The following is a 15,944-nucleotide window of genomic DNA, read 5'->3' as shown; positions in this document are numbered from 1 at the left end:
CTCCGTCCCCGAGAGAGAGCGCGCGCGCGGGTGTCGAGCGCCGTGAATGTACACGGTCCTCGCCCGAAGAGGCATTTTGCGGGGGCATTGCCTCCGGGAACCCGCGGGCGCCCGATTGCCCCGCACGATCCGGAATCCGGCGCTGGGCCGGTGGACGGCCCCGCGCGGAGGAGGCGCGTGAGAGCGATCTGGTACGAGACGACGGGCCCCGCGCGAGAAGTGCTTCGGTTCGGGGAACTTGAGGCGCCGGCGCCGGGGCCGGGAGAGGTCCGCGTGCGGATGGCGGTCTCGGGCGCCAACCCTTCCGACACGAAGCGGCGGGCGGGCTGGATCGGCCTGTCCATGCGTCACTCGCGAATCGTCCCCCACTCGGACGGCGCCGGGACGATCGACGCGGTGGGAGAGGGAGTGGACCCGGCGCGGGTCGGGGAGCGTGTGTGGCTCTGGAACGCGCAGGGGGCCGAACGGCCGTCGGAACGGCGGCGGATTTCGTCACCGTTCCCGTCGACCGGGCCGTGGCGCTGCCCGAGCACGCGTCCTTCGCCGAGGGAGCCGGGCTCGGCGTACCGGGCTGCACGGCGCACTACGCCGAAGCGGCGCGGGTTCTCCGGTGTGTGGCGGTGACTGCGCGTACCTCTCAAGCGGCAACGTGCCCTGCGGGCCTCAACCCAGCAGCTTGAGACTTCGGGCCGTTGCAATCCGTTGAACCCCGCGCGTAGACTTCCGTGTATGGTTTAATGACGGGTGGTTGTTGGGCCGCTCCAACCTCTTCTAGGGGACCGCTGAAAACCATCGATTCGGAGGGGGGGAGATGAATACATTTGCCGTCATGATCCAGGCACCGGAAGTACGGACCATCGAGAGCCTACATGACAAATACGAACCCGACAACGTGTACCGAATCAACGCCACAACCTTTCTGGTCCGAACGAAGCAACTCGCAGAGAATGTTTCCGTTGCTGCCGGGATCAAAGGCGAGGAGAGGTTCGTGTCCGGGGTCGTTTTCAGGCTCAACCGGTCCTACGCCGGTCACGCTGCTCGTTCGCTGTGGGAGTGGTTGAAGGAGGATGAGGGATGACCGCCCTGGAAGAACAGACTCCCGAGCCCGGGGTCGCGGGTTCAAGCGACGCCGCGCGTAAAGCGGGGTGGTGGCGCCATCCGAATGCGGGCATGGCGGCAGTGCTGATTGCGTGGTTCGGTTTGACGTGGACAATGCTGCGCAGTACGAAGGAAGACATCGCCGCAGTTGAGGCCCGCTTGAAGGAGGACATAACCGCAGTTGAAACCGGTTTGAAAGAGGACATCACGGGAGTCGAAACCCGTCTCGGCAACCATCTGGTCCGCGTTGAGGGCCGTCTTGATCGCATTGTGGAAATCCTGCTTGACGACGCGCGTCGCGCGAGCGCCGAAGGTCAGCAGGAAGAGGATGCGTCTAGATAGGTGGCTGCTTCTCCGCTAGAGAATCCCGCGAAAACCCCCCGGTTGCTAGGTAACAACGGACAACACAACTAGCGGCTTCTCTCTCGAATCTCCTTACAACACAAGGCTTTTCGAGGTCGGCCCACGGCTCACTACGCGGTGTACGGGAGCGGGCCGGTCGGCGGCCGCCGAATCCTCGTCCAGGGGGGCGCCGGCGCCGTGGGCCACCTCGCGGTGCAACTCGCCACCCTCGGCGGGGCGGAGGCGATCGCGACGGTGAGCGGCTCCGCCAAGGCGGCGGTCGCGCGCGAGGGCGGGGCGCGGCACGTCATCGACTACCGGCGCGAAGATGTGGCCAGCCGGATTCTCGATCTGACGGAGGGTGAAGGCGTGGACCGCGTGATCGAGGTGGACCTCGCCGCCAACCTCGGCACGGACGTGGCGGTACTCCGCCGGAACGGGACCATCGCCTCCTATTCCTCGACCTCGGGTCCCGAACTACGGCTCGACTACTATCCGCTCGCCTTCAGGGACGCGCGGATCCACTTCGTGCAGGGCTATCTGCTCCCGGCCCCCGCGCGCCGCGCCGCGATCCGGGACCTCACGACCTGGCTCGCCGCGGGGAAACTCGAGGTCCGGATCGCGAAGGCGTTCCCGCTGGCGGAGACCGCCTCCGCCCATGAACTGCTCGAGTCCGGCCGCGCCGGCGGGAAGGTCCTCGTCGAGATCTGACCAGCGACGCCCCGGCGCTCGGAGGCCGTCAACTCCCCGCCGCAGCGGCGCGTGGCCGGCTTACTGCACCCGCTCGAAGCGGAGGTCCCAGACCCGGCCCTGGCTCAGGCTCGCCTGATTGACGCGGCCGCCTTCGCCCCGGTGGAAGATGTAGGTCGTGCCTCCCCGGGTGAAGGCGTCGGGATAGACGGGCTCGAGCGCCTCGCCGTCCCCGTAGCGATCCCTCAGCACGAGGCTTCCGTCCTCGATCTCCACCCAGTACGTGACCTCGGCCTCGTCGCTGTGGTAGGCCCCGACATAGGCGGCGAGGGCGGCCGCCGTGGGTGCGAACGCGCCCACCGGCTCGATGCGGACGTCATCGGCCACCGGCGTGTTCATGATCGCGGCGGGCCTCCCGCCCTCTCCGGTCCCCTCGAAGGCGATGGACACGCCGTCCGGGGAGACGAACTCCGTCTCGCTCACGGGCGTGAGTTCCAGGCCGCCGAGTCCGCTGCCAACGCGCAGGGACGAGCCGTCCGCGGTCAGCTCCATGAACTGCCCCGTGCGGGTGTCCCGGTACCCGCCGGCCAGTCCGGCGACGCGGGCCGGGTCGAGTTCCACCCCCGCCACGTCATCGGCCGCCGACTCCTCGCCGACGGCGTCGCCGAGGTACAGTTCGGCCACCTCGCGGGCGAGTCCCCCGGGGTTGGCCGGCCCCGCGTTGCACATCACGGACACGGCCACGCCGTGGTCCGGGAAGCGCGTCAGGAAGCCACGGTACGCCGCGGTGCCTCCGGAGTGCTGCACTTCGCGCACGCCCCTGTAGTCGCCGACGAAGAGCCCGCCGGCATAGCTGATCCGTCGCCCGGTCGAGAGCGTGCCCTGCTCGTGCATGAGACGGATGAACTCGGGGCCGCCGACATCGCCCGTGTCCAGGTTGCGGGTGAACCTGAGCAGGTCTCCCACCGTCGTGAGCAGGCCGCCGTTCCCGTGCACGTTCTCGAACGGCATCAGCATGTGCCATTCGCCGTCCTCCCCTGGCGTGTATCCGACGGAGCGCTCCTCCACGATCTCGGTGAAGTCGTCGCGCCACTGCGTCTTCGTCATCCCGAGCGGGCCGAAGATCCGCTCCTGCGAGAACTCGTCGAAGGTCTGCCCCGTCACGCGTTCGACGAGCATCGCCTGGAGGTTGTATCCCGTGTTCGTGTAGGAGTAGTAGAGGCCCGGCTCGTAGTTCAGCGCGCGCTGCCGGCTGGCGATGTCGAGCGCGTGCTTGTGCGTGTGGATACGGGTGGTGCGCGCCCAGCCCTCGATGCCGGCGACCGACCCCCAGTCGCGCAGCCCGCTCGTGTGATGGATCAGCATGCGCACGGTGATCGGCTCGCCGTAGTCGGGCATCTCGGGGAAGTACTCGCGGATGTCGTCGTCGAGATCGATCCGTCCATCGAGTGCGAGCAGGATCGTGGCCGCCGCCGTGAACTGCTTCGAGACCGACCCCGGTTCGAACACGGTCTCCGGCGTGTTCGGGATGTCCCATTCCAGGTTGGCCTGGCCGTAGGCGCGCGCCATGACCTGCTGTCCGTCTCTCGCGACGGCGAAGGCGCACCCCGGTCCCTCCGGGTCGGCGAAGTCCGAGAACACGGCGTCGAGAGCCGCCAGGTCGACCGTGTCTCCCCTCGAGTCACCGGGGCTTGCGTCCGCGCAGGCGAGTCCCGCGGCGAAGGGAAGGATGAGCGTCCAGGGCCGTGTCTTCATCGTCTTCCTCCTGACTGAATTGCGGAACGCGAGGCCTCGTGAACGGCTGTAGCCGTCGGATCGGCCAACGATGCAATGTCGGTGCCCGCACGCGCCCCGTCGAGATCTGGCGCCCGGGGGGGCATCTATGGGACGCGGTCGAGGCGGAGGTCCCAGACCCGTCCCTGGCTGAGACTCGCCTCGGTGACGCGTCCCCCGTCGCCCCGGTGGAAGATGTAGGTGGTCCCCCCCCGGGTGAACGCGTCGGGGTAGACGGGGTCGAGCGTCTCGCCGTCGCCATAGCGGTCCTTGAGCACCAGGCTCCCGTCCTCCACCTCGACCCAGTACGTGACCTCGGCCTCGTCACTGCGGTAGGCCCCGGCGTAGTCGGCGAGGTCGGCCGCCGTCGGCGAGAACTCACCGACCGGTTCGATGCGCACGTCCACGGCGCCCGGTGTGTTCATGATCGCAGCGGGTCGCCCACCCTCCGCCCCCGCCTCGAACGCGATGGACACGCCCGCCGGTGCTGTGAACTCAGTCTCGCTCGCCGCCATGAGCTGAAGCCCCCGCATGCCTCCGCCCAGGCGCAGCGACGAACCGTCCGCCGTCAGTTCCAGATACTGTCCCGTTCGTGTGTCCCGGTATCCTCCGGCGAAGGCGGCGACCCGTGCCGGATCGACATCCGCTCCTGCCGGATCGGCGGGGGACGCCTCGGTGATGGCGTCGGCGAGGTAGAGTTCCGCCACCTGCCGGGCGAGTCCGCCCGAGTCGGCCTCGCGCGCGTTGCACATGAGGGAAACGGCCACACCGTGATCGGGATAGCGGGTCAGGAAACCCCGGTACGCGGCCGTGGACCCGGAGTGCGAGACTTCGCGCACCCCCTTGTACTCGCCCACGCGGAGCCCGCCGGCATAGCCGATCCGCCGACCCGAGTCGAGCGTTCCCTCCTCGTGCATCAGACGGATGAATTCCGGGCCGCCCACGTCGCCCGTGTCCAGATTCCGAGTGAACTTCAGGAGGTCCCCGACGGTCGTGAGCAGCCCTCCATTCCCGTGCACATTCTCGAACGGCATGAGCATGTGCCATTGGCCGTCGTCTCCCCGCCGGTAACCCGCGGAGCGCTCTTCGACGATCTCGGTGAAGTCGTCGCGCCACTCGGTCTTCGTCATCCCGAGCGGCCCGAAGATCCGCGCCTGCGAGAATTCGTCGAAGGTCCGTCCCGTAACGCGCTCCACGAGCATCGCCTGGAGGTTGTATCCGGTGTTCGTGTAGGAGTAGTAGAGGCCCGGCTCGTAGTTCAGCGCGCGCTGCCGGCTGGCGATGTCGAGTGCGTGCTTGTGCGTGTGGATACGGGTGGTGCGCGCCCAGCCCTCGATACCGGCGACCGACCCCCAGTCCCGCAGCCCGCTCGTGTGGTGGATCAGCATGCGTACCGTGATCGGCGTGCCGTAATCGGGCATCTCGGGGAAGTACTCGCGGATGTCGTCGTCGAGTTCGATCCGTCCATCGAGTGCGAGCAGGATCGTGGCCGCGGCGGTGAACTGCTTCGAGACCGACCCCGGTTCGAACACGGTCTCCGGCGTGTTCGGGATGTCCCACTCGAGGTTGGCCATCCCGTAGGCGCGCGCCATGACCTCCTGTCCGTCTCTCGCGACGGCGAAGGCGCAGCCGGGCCCTTCGGGATCGTCGTATTCGGCGAACACGGCGTCGAGGGCCGCGAGTTCGACCGCGCCGTCCGGCGATTCGCCGGAGTCCGCCTGCGCGCAGGCGAGTCCCGTCGCGAGAGGGAGGGTGAGCGTCCAGAGCCGTGTCTTCATCGTTCCGCTCCTGATCGTTCTGCTCCTGAATGGGGTTCGAGACCCGACCCCATCAACGTCCGATGTCGATGACGCCCTCGTCCCCTTCGATGCGGAGGGTGGTGCCCAACTCGGCAGACCGCGTCCGGATGTCTTCGAGCAGGGTGCGGGCGGCGTCGCCCTCGAGGACGTACGGCCGAGAGAGGTCGTCTCCGCGTCCGGCGAGGGGGAGGACGTCGACCCGGGTCACGCCGTCCGGCCCCATGTGCAGGCGGACGGCGATGTTGTCCATCCAGTAGTCGTGACCGTGCCCGAAGATGAAGTTCCCCATCGAGTAGACGATCGGCTTCCCGTCCCGGACCTCGATCCCCCGCGGCACGTGGGGATGGTGGCCCAGGATCGCGTCAGCTCCGGCGTCGAGGACCTCGTGCGCGAAGGCGCGCATGCCGGGGTGGACGTCCTGGCTGTTCTCGATCCCCCAGTGGAAGCTCACCAGAACGAGATCCGCCTGGTCGCGGACGCGGGCGATGTCCTCGCGGATCGGGAACGGGTCCATCGGGGCGACGCCCGACTGTTCCGGGGTCGCGAACGAGGAGCCGCCGTCGTTGACGAACTGGGCATAGGCGAGGAACGCGATGCGGAGGCCGCGGCGCTCCAGGACGTACGGGCGTCGGGCATCCTCGAGGTCGCGTCCGGTCCCGGCGTGGCCGACCCCGGCCCGGCTCAGATGGTGGATCGTGTCGAGCAGCCCCTCGCCCTCGGCGTCCAGCGCATGGTTGTTTGCGGTGGCGACGATGTCGATGCCGGCCCAGGCGAGGGCGTCGGCGAACGCGATGTCCGCCGCGCGCAGGACATCCGCCGCGCGGCGCAGCGGATAGCGGGCCTCCTCCGTCCGGTCGTCGAACGAAAGGCCGTAGCGGTGCGCCCGCAGGTGGTGCGCGTTCTCGCCGATCAGCGTGGTACCGAGCGCTGCCTCGAGGAAGGCCCGGGATTCCGGATTCGCGGCGTAGGGAACGCGGATCCAGCCATCCTCGCGGTCCCACGGGACGCCGCCTCCGCCCCGCTGCGGGGCGTCGTAGAACATCGAGGGCGCCCTGGTCGTTCGCGACCACTCGATGTCGCCGACCGCGACGAACGTGATCTCCTGCCCGGCGAGCGGATGGGCCGCGGGGACGAGCGCCCAGGCGCCGGCGAGGAGCGCGAGCGGGATCCTGCGGCGGGCTGAGGGCATGGGAACCTCCGGTCGCGGGGTCACTGGGTCGGCGCCGCGGCCAGGATCCGGGCCGGGTCGAGCAGAAGCCCGTCACGGACGACGCTCCGGATGCGCCGCGTGTTCCGGATGTCGTCGAGGGGGTCGGCCTCGAGGAGGACGAGGTCGGCGACGAGTCCCGGTTCGATCGAACCCCGGTTCTCCTCCTCCCTCAGGATGCGCGCGTTCTCGAACGTCGCCGCCGTGAGGGCCTCTCCCGGCGAGAGTCCGGCATCGACGAGGAATTCCATCTCGTGGTGCAGCGAGGCCCCCGGAGCGACCTGCGGCTCCGGCGCGTCGGTCCCCGCGAGCAGCCGGACGCCCGCGTCGCGAAGCATGCCGGTGAGGCGCAGGTATTTCTCCCACGTCCCCTCCCGTACGGACAGGGGGGCCGCGCCCCAGTCGAGGATGCGCACCTCGCGGTCGCGGTCCCAGAAGGCCTTGAGCCGGGCCGGCATCGGATCGTGGTCGGGATGTCCGTAGACCTCGGGGAGGTCCATGAACAGCAGCGTACCCCAGAAGACCATCAGCGTCGGATCGACGTGGACCTCGTGTTCGGCGATAAGGTCGACGAGGCGGCGGCACTCGTCCGAATCCAGGTTGATGGAGTGCCGGTCCTCCGGATCGTCGAGGAGGAAGTTCGACACCGTGTAGATGTGTTCGATGCAGTCCAGACCGTCGCGCACCGCGTCCGCCGTGTGGTAATCGAGGAGGTGTCCGGTCACGACGAGGCCATGCTCGTGGCCGGCCTCGATCACGCGTCTTCCGATCTCCCTCCCCGTGCCCACGTAGACCTTCAGCGTCTTCACGCCCCACGCCGCCATGTCCGCCACGAAGGGTTCGACCTCCTCTGGCGTCCGGAGCGCCCAGCCGACGTCCGGATGCCAGGGGGGGTCGCCGTCGATCAGGAAGCTGCAGCGGAAGACGCTGGGCGAGATCTCCGGGTGGTCGTCGGCGAAGAGTTCGACGAGGCGCTGGGCCGGGACGTTGTCGCCCGTGCTGCGGATTGAGGTGACCCCATGGCCGAGGTAGAAGGGAAGGACCTCGTCGCCCGTCATGTGCGACTGGTAGAGGATGTGGCTGACGTGTACGTGCGCGTCGATGAGGCCGGGGAGGAGGAAGAGGCCGGCGCCATCGACCCGCGTAGCGCCCTCCGCGGCGTCGCTGCCGGGGCCGAGTTCGGCCGCGGCGGCGACGACCTCGATGCGGCCGTCCCGGACGAGGACGCTGGTGTCGGGGCGCATGGTGCCGGTGCGGGTGTCGAAGACGCTCGCCCCGTGGATCAGCAGCGGCGGCGCGGGCCCCGCGCCGGAGTCGGTCGCCTGCGCGCGGTTCGCTCGGGTGCGGTCCATCTCCCCGGCGCTGGATCCGCAGCCCACGGCCAGTCCGGCGCCGGCCAGCGCGGCGCCCCGCAGGAAGTCGCGCCGCTCGATCGAGCCTTCGCGGCCGGGCGCTCCCGGGTCCGGCGGCGTTCTCACGACGGTGCGCCTCCCGATGCCGCCGTCGCGGCGGCCCTGTGGCGCTTCAGGCCACCCTCTGCGTGAAGCCGGAGCTTCCGGTCCTCTTCCTCCGCGAGAATTCTCCGGAAGACGGAGGTCACGCGCGGGTCGGGCGGGAGATGGTGGGCGAGCATCGCGACCGCCTGCCGTCGCACCCTGAGGCTCTCGTCCGTCGCGATCCGCTCCAGCAGCAGCGGGATCGGATCGACGGGGTTCGGGCCGTCCTTGCAGGTCTCGCAGGCGAGCGAATGAACGGCCCACACGCGCACCTGACTCTTCGGATCGCCCAGGAGAGGAACCAGGGCGCGAAGGGTCTCCGCGTCCGCGAAGTTGTCGGCGAACAGGGCGCACCAGCGGCGCACCTGCCAGTCGGGGTGCCGGAGACCGGCCCGGATGTGGGGCAGGGCCTCCTCCCCGCGCTCATGGAGGGCGAGGAAGGCGGGCATGCGGTTGGCGGGAGTCGCGAACTCCTCGACCAGTTCGGCGGCCGATGCACCCGGGCGAAAGGGCGGGGCGGCAGCGATCATCCTGCGGATCGTCGCCGCGTGCGCCGACTCGTGAAGCTGGGTGCCGCAGCGCGCGCCTTCCGTCATGCCGTCCCGCTCACGGTGAGGGTCGTCCGGCGCCCCGGATAGCGCGACACCCGGGCGCCGACCGCGACTTTCGGGGCCCGAAGCGACCCACCGGCCCCGAAACGGATCCTGCTCCTGAGAATCGCCGGGCGGACTCGGCGCCGTCAAGCGGGGACCGGCGGGCGCCTGTTGATGGCGGCTTGCGGCCATGGCGCTAGGTTGTGCCCATGTCCGCGCCATCCGCCGAGTTCATCGTCTCCCCCACCGCCGCCGTGCGCCTCGCCGCCGCGCGAGGCTGGCTCGAAGCGAGGCCGCCCGGTGCCGAGGCGACGATCATCGGAGAGACCCTCGCAGGCCCGCACGACCTCGTGCTGCGTGCGGCTCGGGCGGCGGGGGCCGCGATGGGTTGGCGCCGCACGACGCTCTCACTCCTGGCCGGGGAACTCGGCCTCGCGCCCCTCGCCGCTTCCCGCCTCGCGGTCGGGGATGGGGCCGCGCGCGACGCCATCATCGCCCGCGCCCTGATGCGGCTCGATCCGGAGGAACTCGGCCGCCTCGCGCGCGTGTCCGACACGCCGGGCTTCATCCGTGCGATGGGCCGAGCGCTGCGTGAACTGCGGATGGCGGGCATCGCGCCGGCGGGGGTGGCCGGGACCGACGCCCAGTTGGCCGCGTTCGCCCGTGCGGTCGAGGCGGAGTGGAGCGCGGCCGGGCTGACGGACCGGGCCGGCCTCCTCGAGGCCGCGACGGGGGCGCTGGGCGACCCTGACTTGCGCCACCCGGCCCTGGGGCGGCCGCTGCTGGTCCTCGATGCCCGGATCTGGACGGAACTGGAGGGGCGATTCGTCCGCGCCCTGGTCGGACGCAGTCCGGTCGTGCTGGCCACGGTCGCGGAGGGAGACCCCCGCACGCTGGCCGCGCTGCGGAGGGCCGGGGCGCAGCCGCTCGATGCCTCGCGGATGCCACCCGCTGCGGGCGGTGCGATCGGTCGTCTGCACGCGCATCTGTTCGAGCCGGCGCCGGTCCCGCACGAGCCGGACGACGCCGTGACGGTCTTCTCGGCGCCCGGGGAGGGGCGGGAGGCGGTCGAGATCGCTCGGCGCCTCCTCTCCCTCGCCGAGGCGGGCACTCCGTTCGACCGCTGCGCCATCCTCCTTCACCGGCCGGAGGATTACCGACCCTACCTGGAGGAGGCGCTGGACCGAGCCCGCATCCCCGCGTGGTTCGCCGCCGGCGTGCGGCGCCCCGATCCCGCGGGGCGGGCGTTCCTCGCCCTGCTGCGCTGCCGCGTGGAGGATTATTCGGCCCTGCGCTTCGCCGAATACGTATCGATCGGTGAAGTGCCGGACCCCACGGACGGAGAAGAGCCTCGGCGGGTGCCGCGCCGCTGGGAAGACCTGCTCGTCGAAGCGGCCGTCGTGGGCGGGCTGGATCGCTGGGAGCGACGGCTCCACGGCCTTGCGGAGGAACTCGACCTCAAGCGCGCGGCGCTGGCGGACGAGAATCGCGACGATCCGCGTATCGAGCGCATCGATCGATCGCTGGCCAACCTCGCCTGTCTGGAGGACTATGCGTTACCCCTGCTGGCCGACCTCTCCACGCTGCCCGGCGAAGCGCCCTGGAGCGAGTGGCTGACCGCGTTGAGCGCGCTCGCGAGCCGCTCGCTTCGCCATCCGGAGAACGTGCTCGCGGCCCTGTCCCGTTTGGGGCCGATGGGTCCCGTGGGTCCGGTCGAACCGGACGAGGTGCTGCGGGTGCTCGGGTCGCGGCTGGGCAAGGTCACCCGCCCTCCGGGCGCCCATCGCTACGGCCGCGTCTTCGTCGGTTCGATCGACGCGGCTCGCGGGCTCGCGTTCGACGTGGTGTTCGTCCCCGGCATGGCCGAGCGGGTGTTTCCGCCCAAGATCGCGGAGGATCCGATTCTCCTGGACGAGGTCCGGCGAGCCCTGGCGCCGAATCGACTCGCGACGAACGCGGACCGGGTCGCGAACGAGCGGCTCGCCTTTCGGCTCGCCGCCGGCGCGGCAGGGGAGCAGGTCGTCCTCTCGTATCCCCGCATCGAGGCGATGAAGGCGAGGCCCCGGGTCCCCTCCTTCTACGCGCTCGAGGCCGTGCACGCCTCGGAGGGACGGCTGCCGGGTTTCGAGGAACTCGCCAAGCGGGCGGAGGATGTGTCGGACGCGCGGATCGGCTGGCCGGCCCCCAAGTCGCGCGAGAAGGCGATCGACGAAGCCGAATACGACCTCGCGGTACTGGACCACCTCGGCCTCCGCGGCGACCGCGCGGTGAGGGCCGCGGGGCATCTGCTGCACGCGAACCCTCATCTGGCGCGCGCCCTCCGGTTTCGCGCCTACCGGTGGGAGGTTCCCCGGTGGACATGGGCGGACGGTCTGGTGCAGTTGCCGGAGGAGGCGGCGGCCACCCTGGCGGATCGGTCGCCCGTCGCACGCCCCTATTCGGTCACCTCTCTGCAGCACTTCGCCGCCTGTCCCTACCGGTTCTACCTGCACGCCATCCAGGGACTGCGTCCGCGCGAGAGACCCGTCGGCATCGAGGCGCTCGACCCGCTCCAGCGAGGCTCGCTCGTGCATCAGGTCCAGTTCGAACTGCTCACGCGGCTGCAGGCCGAGAGCGGGGAGGACCGGCCCCTGCTGCCGGTGGTCCCCCGGAACCTTACGCGCGTTCTGGAGCTTCTGGAGGAGGTGCTGGAGAGCGTCGCGGCGGACTTCAAGGATCGTCTCGTGCCCGCGATCGACCGGGTCTGGGACGACGGGATCGAGTCCATCCGTCTCGATCTGCGCGAATGGCTGCAGCGCCAGAGTCTTCTGCGGACGCCCTTCGAGCCGTGGCGCTTCGAGCTCTCGTTCGGGCTTCCGCGAGATCCGAATCGCGACGCGCACTCCGTCCTGGAACCGATCGAACTCGAGACCGGACTCAAGCTTCGGGGCGCCATCGACCTCGTCGAACGCACGGCGGACGGCGTGCTTCGCGTCACGGATCACAAGACGGGACGCCACCGGGCGAAGCCGGGCGCGATCATCCAGGGGGGCGAACTGCTCCAGCCGGTCCTGTACGGGCTCGCGGTCCAGGCGTTGTTCCCGGACGCCCGGGTGGATTCGGGCCGGCTCTACTACTGCACCACCGATGGCGAGTTCAGGGATCACGCGGTGCGGCTGGACGAGCGGGCGAGCGAGGCGGCGGGGCTCCTGAGCGATGTCGTCCTCAACGCCTTCGCGGCCGGACGGTTCCCGGCCCTGCCGCGCGAGGGCGCGTGCAGGTGGTGCGACTATCGGCCGGTGTGCGGGCCGGATGAGGAGCGCCGCGTCAGGCGCAAGCCCGCGCCCGTCGAACTCCGGCGTCTCAGGGAATGCCCGTGAACCGGCCCGCGCGACTCGCCGACCAGGACGCGCGCGACGCGATCCTGAACGACCTCGATGAGACGCTCTTCGTCGAGGCGGCCGCGGGGACCGGCAAGACGACGGCGCTCGTCGGGCGGATCGTGGAGGTGCTGAAACACGGCCGCGGGACGCTCGAGGACATCGTCGCGGTGACCTTCACGGAGAAGGCCGCGGGCGAGATGAAGCTCCGCTTGCGCGGTGACATCGAGGCCGCCCGCGCGGGCGCGGAACCGGGTCCGGCCCGCGACAGCCTCGCTCGCGCTCTGGAGCAACTCGAACTCGCGCATATCGGGACCATCCACGGCTTCTGTGTCGATCTTCTGCGCGAGCGGCCGGTCGAGGCCGGGGTGGATCCGGCTTTCCAGGTCGCCGCGGAGGACGAGGCCGGACGGTTTCTCGATGTCGCGTTCGAGCGCTGGTTCCGGGAGGCGCTCGCCGATCCGCCCCCGGGAGTCCGCCGTGCGCTGCGCCGGGGCTACGCCCGGAACTCGGGCGGCCCCCGCGCCGCGCTGCGCCGGGCGGCGGGCCGCCTCGTCGACCAGCGCGACTTCGACGCGGCCTGGTCCCGCCCCGCATGGGACCGCGCAGCCGAACTCGACCGCGCCGTGGATCTCCTGCGGGCGCTCGCGGACCTGGCTCCGCGCGCCGCGCGGCAGGACGACTACCTGACCCAGAACCTGCGCCATATCGAGAGCCGGCTGCGCGAACTGGATCTGCGCGAGGAGGTCCGCGGGCGCGACTACGACCAACTGGAGGCCTGGTTGGGGAGGTTCGTGCGGGAGCGCTGGCGGGGCTGGAACTGGCGCGGCTTCCGATCCCGGCAGTTCGGGGCCGGCCTCGCGAAGGCGGACGTGATCGCGCGGCGGGACGGGGTGAAGGCCGAACTCGAACGCATCCTCGCGCTGGCGGACGCCGACCTGGCGGCGGACCTCCGCGAGGAGCTGTGGCCGGTGACGTACGCCTACGAGGAAGTCAAACGGCGGGAAGGCCGTCTCGACTTCGTGGACCTCCTGATCCGCTCTCGCGACCTCCTGCGGGACGACGCCGGGATACGCGGGCACTATAGAAGCCGGTTCACCCACTTCTTCGTGGACGAGTTCCAGGACACCGACCCGCTCCAGGTCGAGATCATCCTCCTCCTGTGCAGCGACGATCCGGACGACGCGCACCCGGAGCGACTCACCCCCGTTCGGGGGAAGCTGTTCGTCGTCGGCGATCCGAAACAGTCGATATACCGGTTCCGCCGGGCCGACGTGATGCTGTACGAGCGGACGAAACGCCGGCTCGCCGGGGCGGACGCCAGGGTCCTGCATCTGTCGACGAGCTTCCGGTCCCAGCCGCGGATCCAGGCGGCCGTGAACGGGGCCTTCGAGACGCGGATGACCGAGACCGAAGACGGCAGCCAGGCGCGGTATGTGCCGCTCGCTCCGTTCCGGGGGGATCTCGAGGGGCAACCCGCCATCATCGCGCTCCCGGTGCCGGAACCCTATGGCAGTTACGGCTCGATCTGGAAGCGGGCGATCGAGGAATCCCTTCCCGTCGCGGTCGGAGCATTCGTCGAATGGCTGGTCCGCGAGTCGAACTGGACCGTGACGGACCGGGAGCGGCCGGGGGTCCCCGTCCCCGTCCAGCCCCGGCACGTGTGTCTCCTCTTCCGGCGCTTCCAGATGTGGGGCGATGACGTCACGAGACCCTACGTGCGCGCGCTCGAAGCCCGGGCGATCCCCCACGTCCTGGTCGGCGGACGATCGTACTACGACCGTGAGGAGGTGCTGGCGGTCCGGAACGCGCTCACGGCGATCGAATGGCCGGACGACCGCCTGTCCGTCTATGCGGCGCTCCGAGGTCCGCTCTTCTCGCTCGGGGACCGCGCGCTGTTCGAGTTCGGCGCCGAAGTGGGCCCGCTTCACCCGCTCGCCGGTTGGGGGGGAGGGGACCGCGCCGATCGGGTGGCGGACCTCAAGCCCGAGTTGCGGGCCGTGGCCGAGGTCCTGCAACTCCTCGGGGAACTTCACCGGTTCCGGAACCGCCGACCCCTGCCGGAGACCATCCTTCGGCTGCTCGGGACCGTGCGCGCGCATGCGGGCATCGCGATCTGGCCCACGGGCGAACAGGCGCTCGCCAACGTGCTCCGGGTCGTCGACCGGGCGCGAGCCTTCGAGCGCAGTGGAGCTCCCTCCTTCCGGGCCTTCCTCCATCGCCTCGAGGACGAAGCGGAGCGCGGCCAGGCCGAGGAGGCCCCGATCGTCGAGGAGGGGACCGAAGGCGTGCGGATGATGACCGTGCACAAGGCCAAGGGCCTCGAGTTCCCGGTCGTCCTCCTCGCCGACATGACCTGCAGCGCGACGTTCGAGACGCCCACGCGCCATGTGGACGCGGCGAAGGGGTTGTGGGTCCAGCCGCTGTGCGGCGCGGCGCCGCGGGACCTGCTGGACAACCGGGACCTCGAACGGAGACGGGACATGGCCGAAGCCGACCGGCTGGCCTACGTGGCGGCGACCCGCGCCCGCGACCTGCTGGTGGTCCCGGCGCTCGGGGACGGGCGCGACGGCGAGGGAGGGACCTCCGGCGCAGACGGCGAATGGTGGCTCGATTCAATGAACCGCGCCGTATACCCGCCGCCTGGAGCCCGTCGCGAGCCGGCCTCCGCCGAGGCGCTGGGGGTCCCTGCCTTCGGCACCGAGTCGGTCCTCGAGCGTCTGGACAGGCACGGCGAGCGCCGGCCCACGCCGCGCGAATCCGTCGCGCCGGGCGTTCACGTGTCCGAGGCCGGGACTCCGGTCGTGTGGTGGGACCCGGCCCTCCTCCACCGCGAGGCCGACGCGCTCGCCGGAGAACGCCAGAAGCGGCTCCTCGATGTCGAGAGGCAGGAGCAGCACACGTTCGATGTCGAGGCGGGACGCCGCGCGCACGAGGCGTGGCAGGCCGCCCGCGAGACGAGTCTCGGGGCCGGGCGAAGCGCGTTGGTGCAGGTCGGCACCGCCAGGGCGGTGGCGCGCGCGGCGGCCGAGGCGGGGACGCCGCTCGCCTCCGGAATGGGAGTCGAATGGATCGCCGTCCCCCGTCCTCCCGACGAGGGTCCGGACGGGGACGGGCGCCCCGGGGGCGAGAGCTTCGGCACGCTCGTGCACCGGATTCTGGCGCAGGCACCCCTCGACGCGGAGGCCGAGGAGGTCGGTCGACTGGCCGAAGTCCTGGGCCGGGGTCCGGGGAGCCCGGCGACCGAAATCGCCGCGGCCGGCACCCTCGCCGCGCGCGCCCTCGAACACGAGGTCCTGAGGCGGGCCCGCGCCGCCGCGGCCCTCGATCCCGGCGCGGTGCGGCGCGAGGTCCCGGTCTTCCAGGCGGACGAAGACGGGGCCGTCGTCGAGGGGGTCGCGGATCTCGCCTTCCGGGAGATCGAAGGGTCGGAAGCGCGTTGGGTGGTGGTCGACTACAAGACGGATCGGCGAGCGGGGGAGGGCCGCGCCGCGTATGAGGCGCAGGTCGGCTGCTATGTCGAGGCCGTGCGGCGGGCCACGGGGGAGCCGGCGTGCGGGATCGTGCTCGCGCTCTGACGGTTCCCG

General features: G+C 70.7%; 11 protein-coding genes. 6 read left to right on the top strand and 5 right to left on the bottom strand.

Annotated features, from left to right (window positions below; all coding sequences use genetic code 11):
• The first annotated feature begins 177 nt into the window (after window positions 1-177).
• The 4 genes from ACOQPP_RS06260 to ACOQPP_RS06245 all read left to right on the top strand — a co-directional run bounded on the left by ACOQPP_RS06260 (window position 178) and on the right by ACOQPP_RS06245 (window position 2,151).
• Entirely contained in the window at window positions 178-624 is a 447-nt protein-coding gene (locus ACOQPP_RS06260) for an alcohol dehydrogenase catalytic domain-containing protein (RefSeq protein ID WP_420636054.1), read from the top strand.
• Window positions 625-811: 187 nt separating this feature from the next.
• Window positions 812-1,078, top strand: coding sequence for a hypothetical protein (locus ACOQPP_RS06255; RefSeq protein WP_419165206.1), 267 nt, complete (start codon window positions 812-814; stop codon window positions 1,076-1,078).
• Window positions 1,075-1,440, top strand: a complete 366-nt coding sequence (locus ACOQPP_RS06250) for a hypothetical protein (RefSeq protein ID WP_420636053.1) — start codon at window positions 1,075-1,077, stop codon at window positions 1,438-1,440. The genes ACOQPP_RS06255 and ACOQPP_RS06250 overlap by 4 nt, the downstream gene beginning before the upstream one ends.
• 138 nt (window positions 1,441-1,578) lie before the next feature.
• Window positions 1,579-2,151, top strand: a complete 573-nt coding sequence (locus ACOQPP_RS06245; protein WP_420636052.1) for a zinc-binding dehydrogenase — start codon at window positions 1,579-1,581, stop codon at window positions 2,149-2,151.
• Window positions 2,152-2,211: 60 nt separating this feature from the next.
• On the opposite strand, the gene ACOQPP_RS06240 is transcribed toward ACOQPP_RS06245, so the two are convergent.
• The 5 genes from ACOQPP_RS06240 to ACOQPP_RS06220 all read right to left on the bottom strand — a co-directional run bounded on the left by ACOQPP_RS06240 (window position 2,212) and on the right by ACOQPP_RS06220 (window position 9,001).
• The gene (locus tag ACOQPP_RS06240; RefSeq protein ID WP_420636051.1) at window positions 2,212-3,885 is read right to left on the bottom strand and encodes a serine hydrolase domain-containing protein; all 1,674 of its coding nucleotides are present in this window, start codon (window positions 3,883-3,885) and stop codon (window positions 2,212-2,214) included.
• A gap of 125 nt (window positions 3,886-4,010) precedes the next feature.
• Complete coding sequence (locus ACOQPP_RS06235) at window positions 4,011-5,681, bottom strand: serine hydrolase domain-containing protein (protein ID WP_420636050.1); 1,671 nt, start codon at window positions 5,679-5,681, stop codon at window positions 4,011-4,013.
• 52 nt (window positions 5,682-5,733) lie between these two features.
• Window positions 5,734-6,891, bottom strand: a complete 1,158-nt coding sequence (locus ACOQPP_RS06230) for a CapA family protein (protein WP_420636049.1) — start codon at window positions 6,889-6,891, stop codon at window positions 5,734-5,736.
• A gap of 20 nt (window positions 6,892-6,911) precedes the next feature.
• Window positions 6,912-8,387: an amidohydrolase family protein gene (locus tag ACOQPP_RS06225; protein WP_419165212.1), complete on the bottom strand. Its 1,476-nt coding sequence runs from the start codon at window positions 8,385-8,387 to the stop codon at window positions 6,912-6,914.
• The gene (locus ACOQPP_RS06220) at window positions 8,384-9,001 is read right to left on the bottom strand and encodes a HEAT repeat domain-containing protein (RefSeq protein WP_419165213.1); all 618 of its coding nucleotides are present in this window, start codon (window positions 8,999-9,001) and stop codon (window positions 8,384-8,386) included. The genes ACOQPP_RS06225 and ACOQPP_RS06220 overlap by 4 nt, the downstream gene beginning before the upstream one ends.
• Window positions 9,002-9,207: 206 nt before the next feature.
• Here ACOQPP_RS06220 and ACOQPP_RS06215 point away from each other — a divergent pair, with 206 nt between their 5' ends.
• The gene (locus ACOQPP_RS06215; protein WP_419165214.1) at window positions 9,208-12,357 is read left to right on the top strand and encodes a PD-(D/E)XK nuclease family protein; all 3,150 of its coding nucleotides are present in this window, start codon (window positions 9,208-9,210) and stop codon (window positions 12,355-12,357) included.
• Entirely contained in the window at window positions 12,354-15,935 is a 3,582-nt protein-coding gene (locus ACOQPP_RS06210) for a UvrD-helicase domain-containing protein (protein WP_420636048.1), read from the top strand. Before ACOQPP_RS06215 ends, ACOQPP_RS06210 begins: the two co-directional genes overlap by 4 nt.
• The last annotated feature ends 9 nt before the right edge of the window (window positions 15,936-15,944 follow it).

This window comes from Candidatus Palauibacter sp. (assembly GCF_965222475.1).
Lineage (GTDB): Bacteria > Gemmatimonadota > Gemmatimonadetes > Palauibacterales > Palauibacteraceae > Palauibacter.
Note: the sequence above shows the minus strand (reverse complement) of the source record. Positions and strands in the feature narration are given on the sequence as shown.

Coding starts and splice junctions, on each gene's coding strand:
- ACOQPP_RS06240 (WP_420636051.1), bottom strand. CDS start 3,885: ATGAAGACACGGCCCTGGACGCTCATCCTTCCCTTCGCCGCGGGACTC.
- ACOQPP_RS06220 (WP_419165213.1), bottom strand. CDS start 9,001: ATGACGGAAGGCGCGCGCTGCGGCACCCAGCTTCACGAGTCGGCGCAC.
- ACOQPP_RS06215 (WP_419165214.1), top strand. CDS start 9,208: ATGTCCGCGCCATCCGCCGAGTTCATCGTCTCCCCCACCGCCGCCGTG.
- ACOQPP_RS06230 (WP_420636049.1), bottom strand. CDS start 6,891: ATGCCCTCAGCCCGCCGCAGGATCCCGCTCGCGCTCCTCGCCGGCGCC.
- ACOQPP_RS06235 (WP_420636050.1), bottom strand. CDS start 5,681: ATGAAGACACGGCTCTGGACGCTCACCCTCCCTCTCGCGACGGGACTC.
- ACOQPP_RS06250 (WP_420636053.1), top strand. CDS start 1,075: ATGACCGCCCTGGAAGAACAGACTCCCGAGCCCGGGGTCGCGGGTTCA.
- ACOQPP_RS06255 (WP_419165206.1), top strand. CDS start 812: ATGAATACATTTGCCGTCATGATCCAGGCACCGGAAGTACGGACCATC.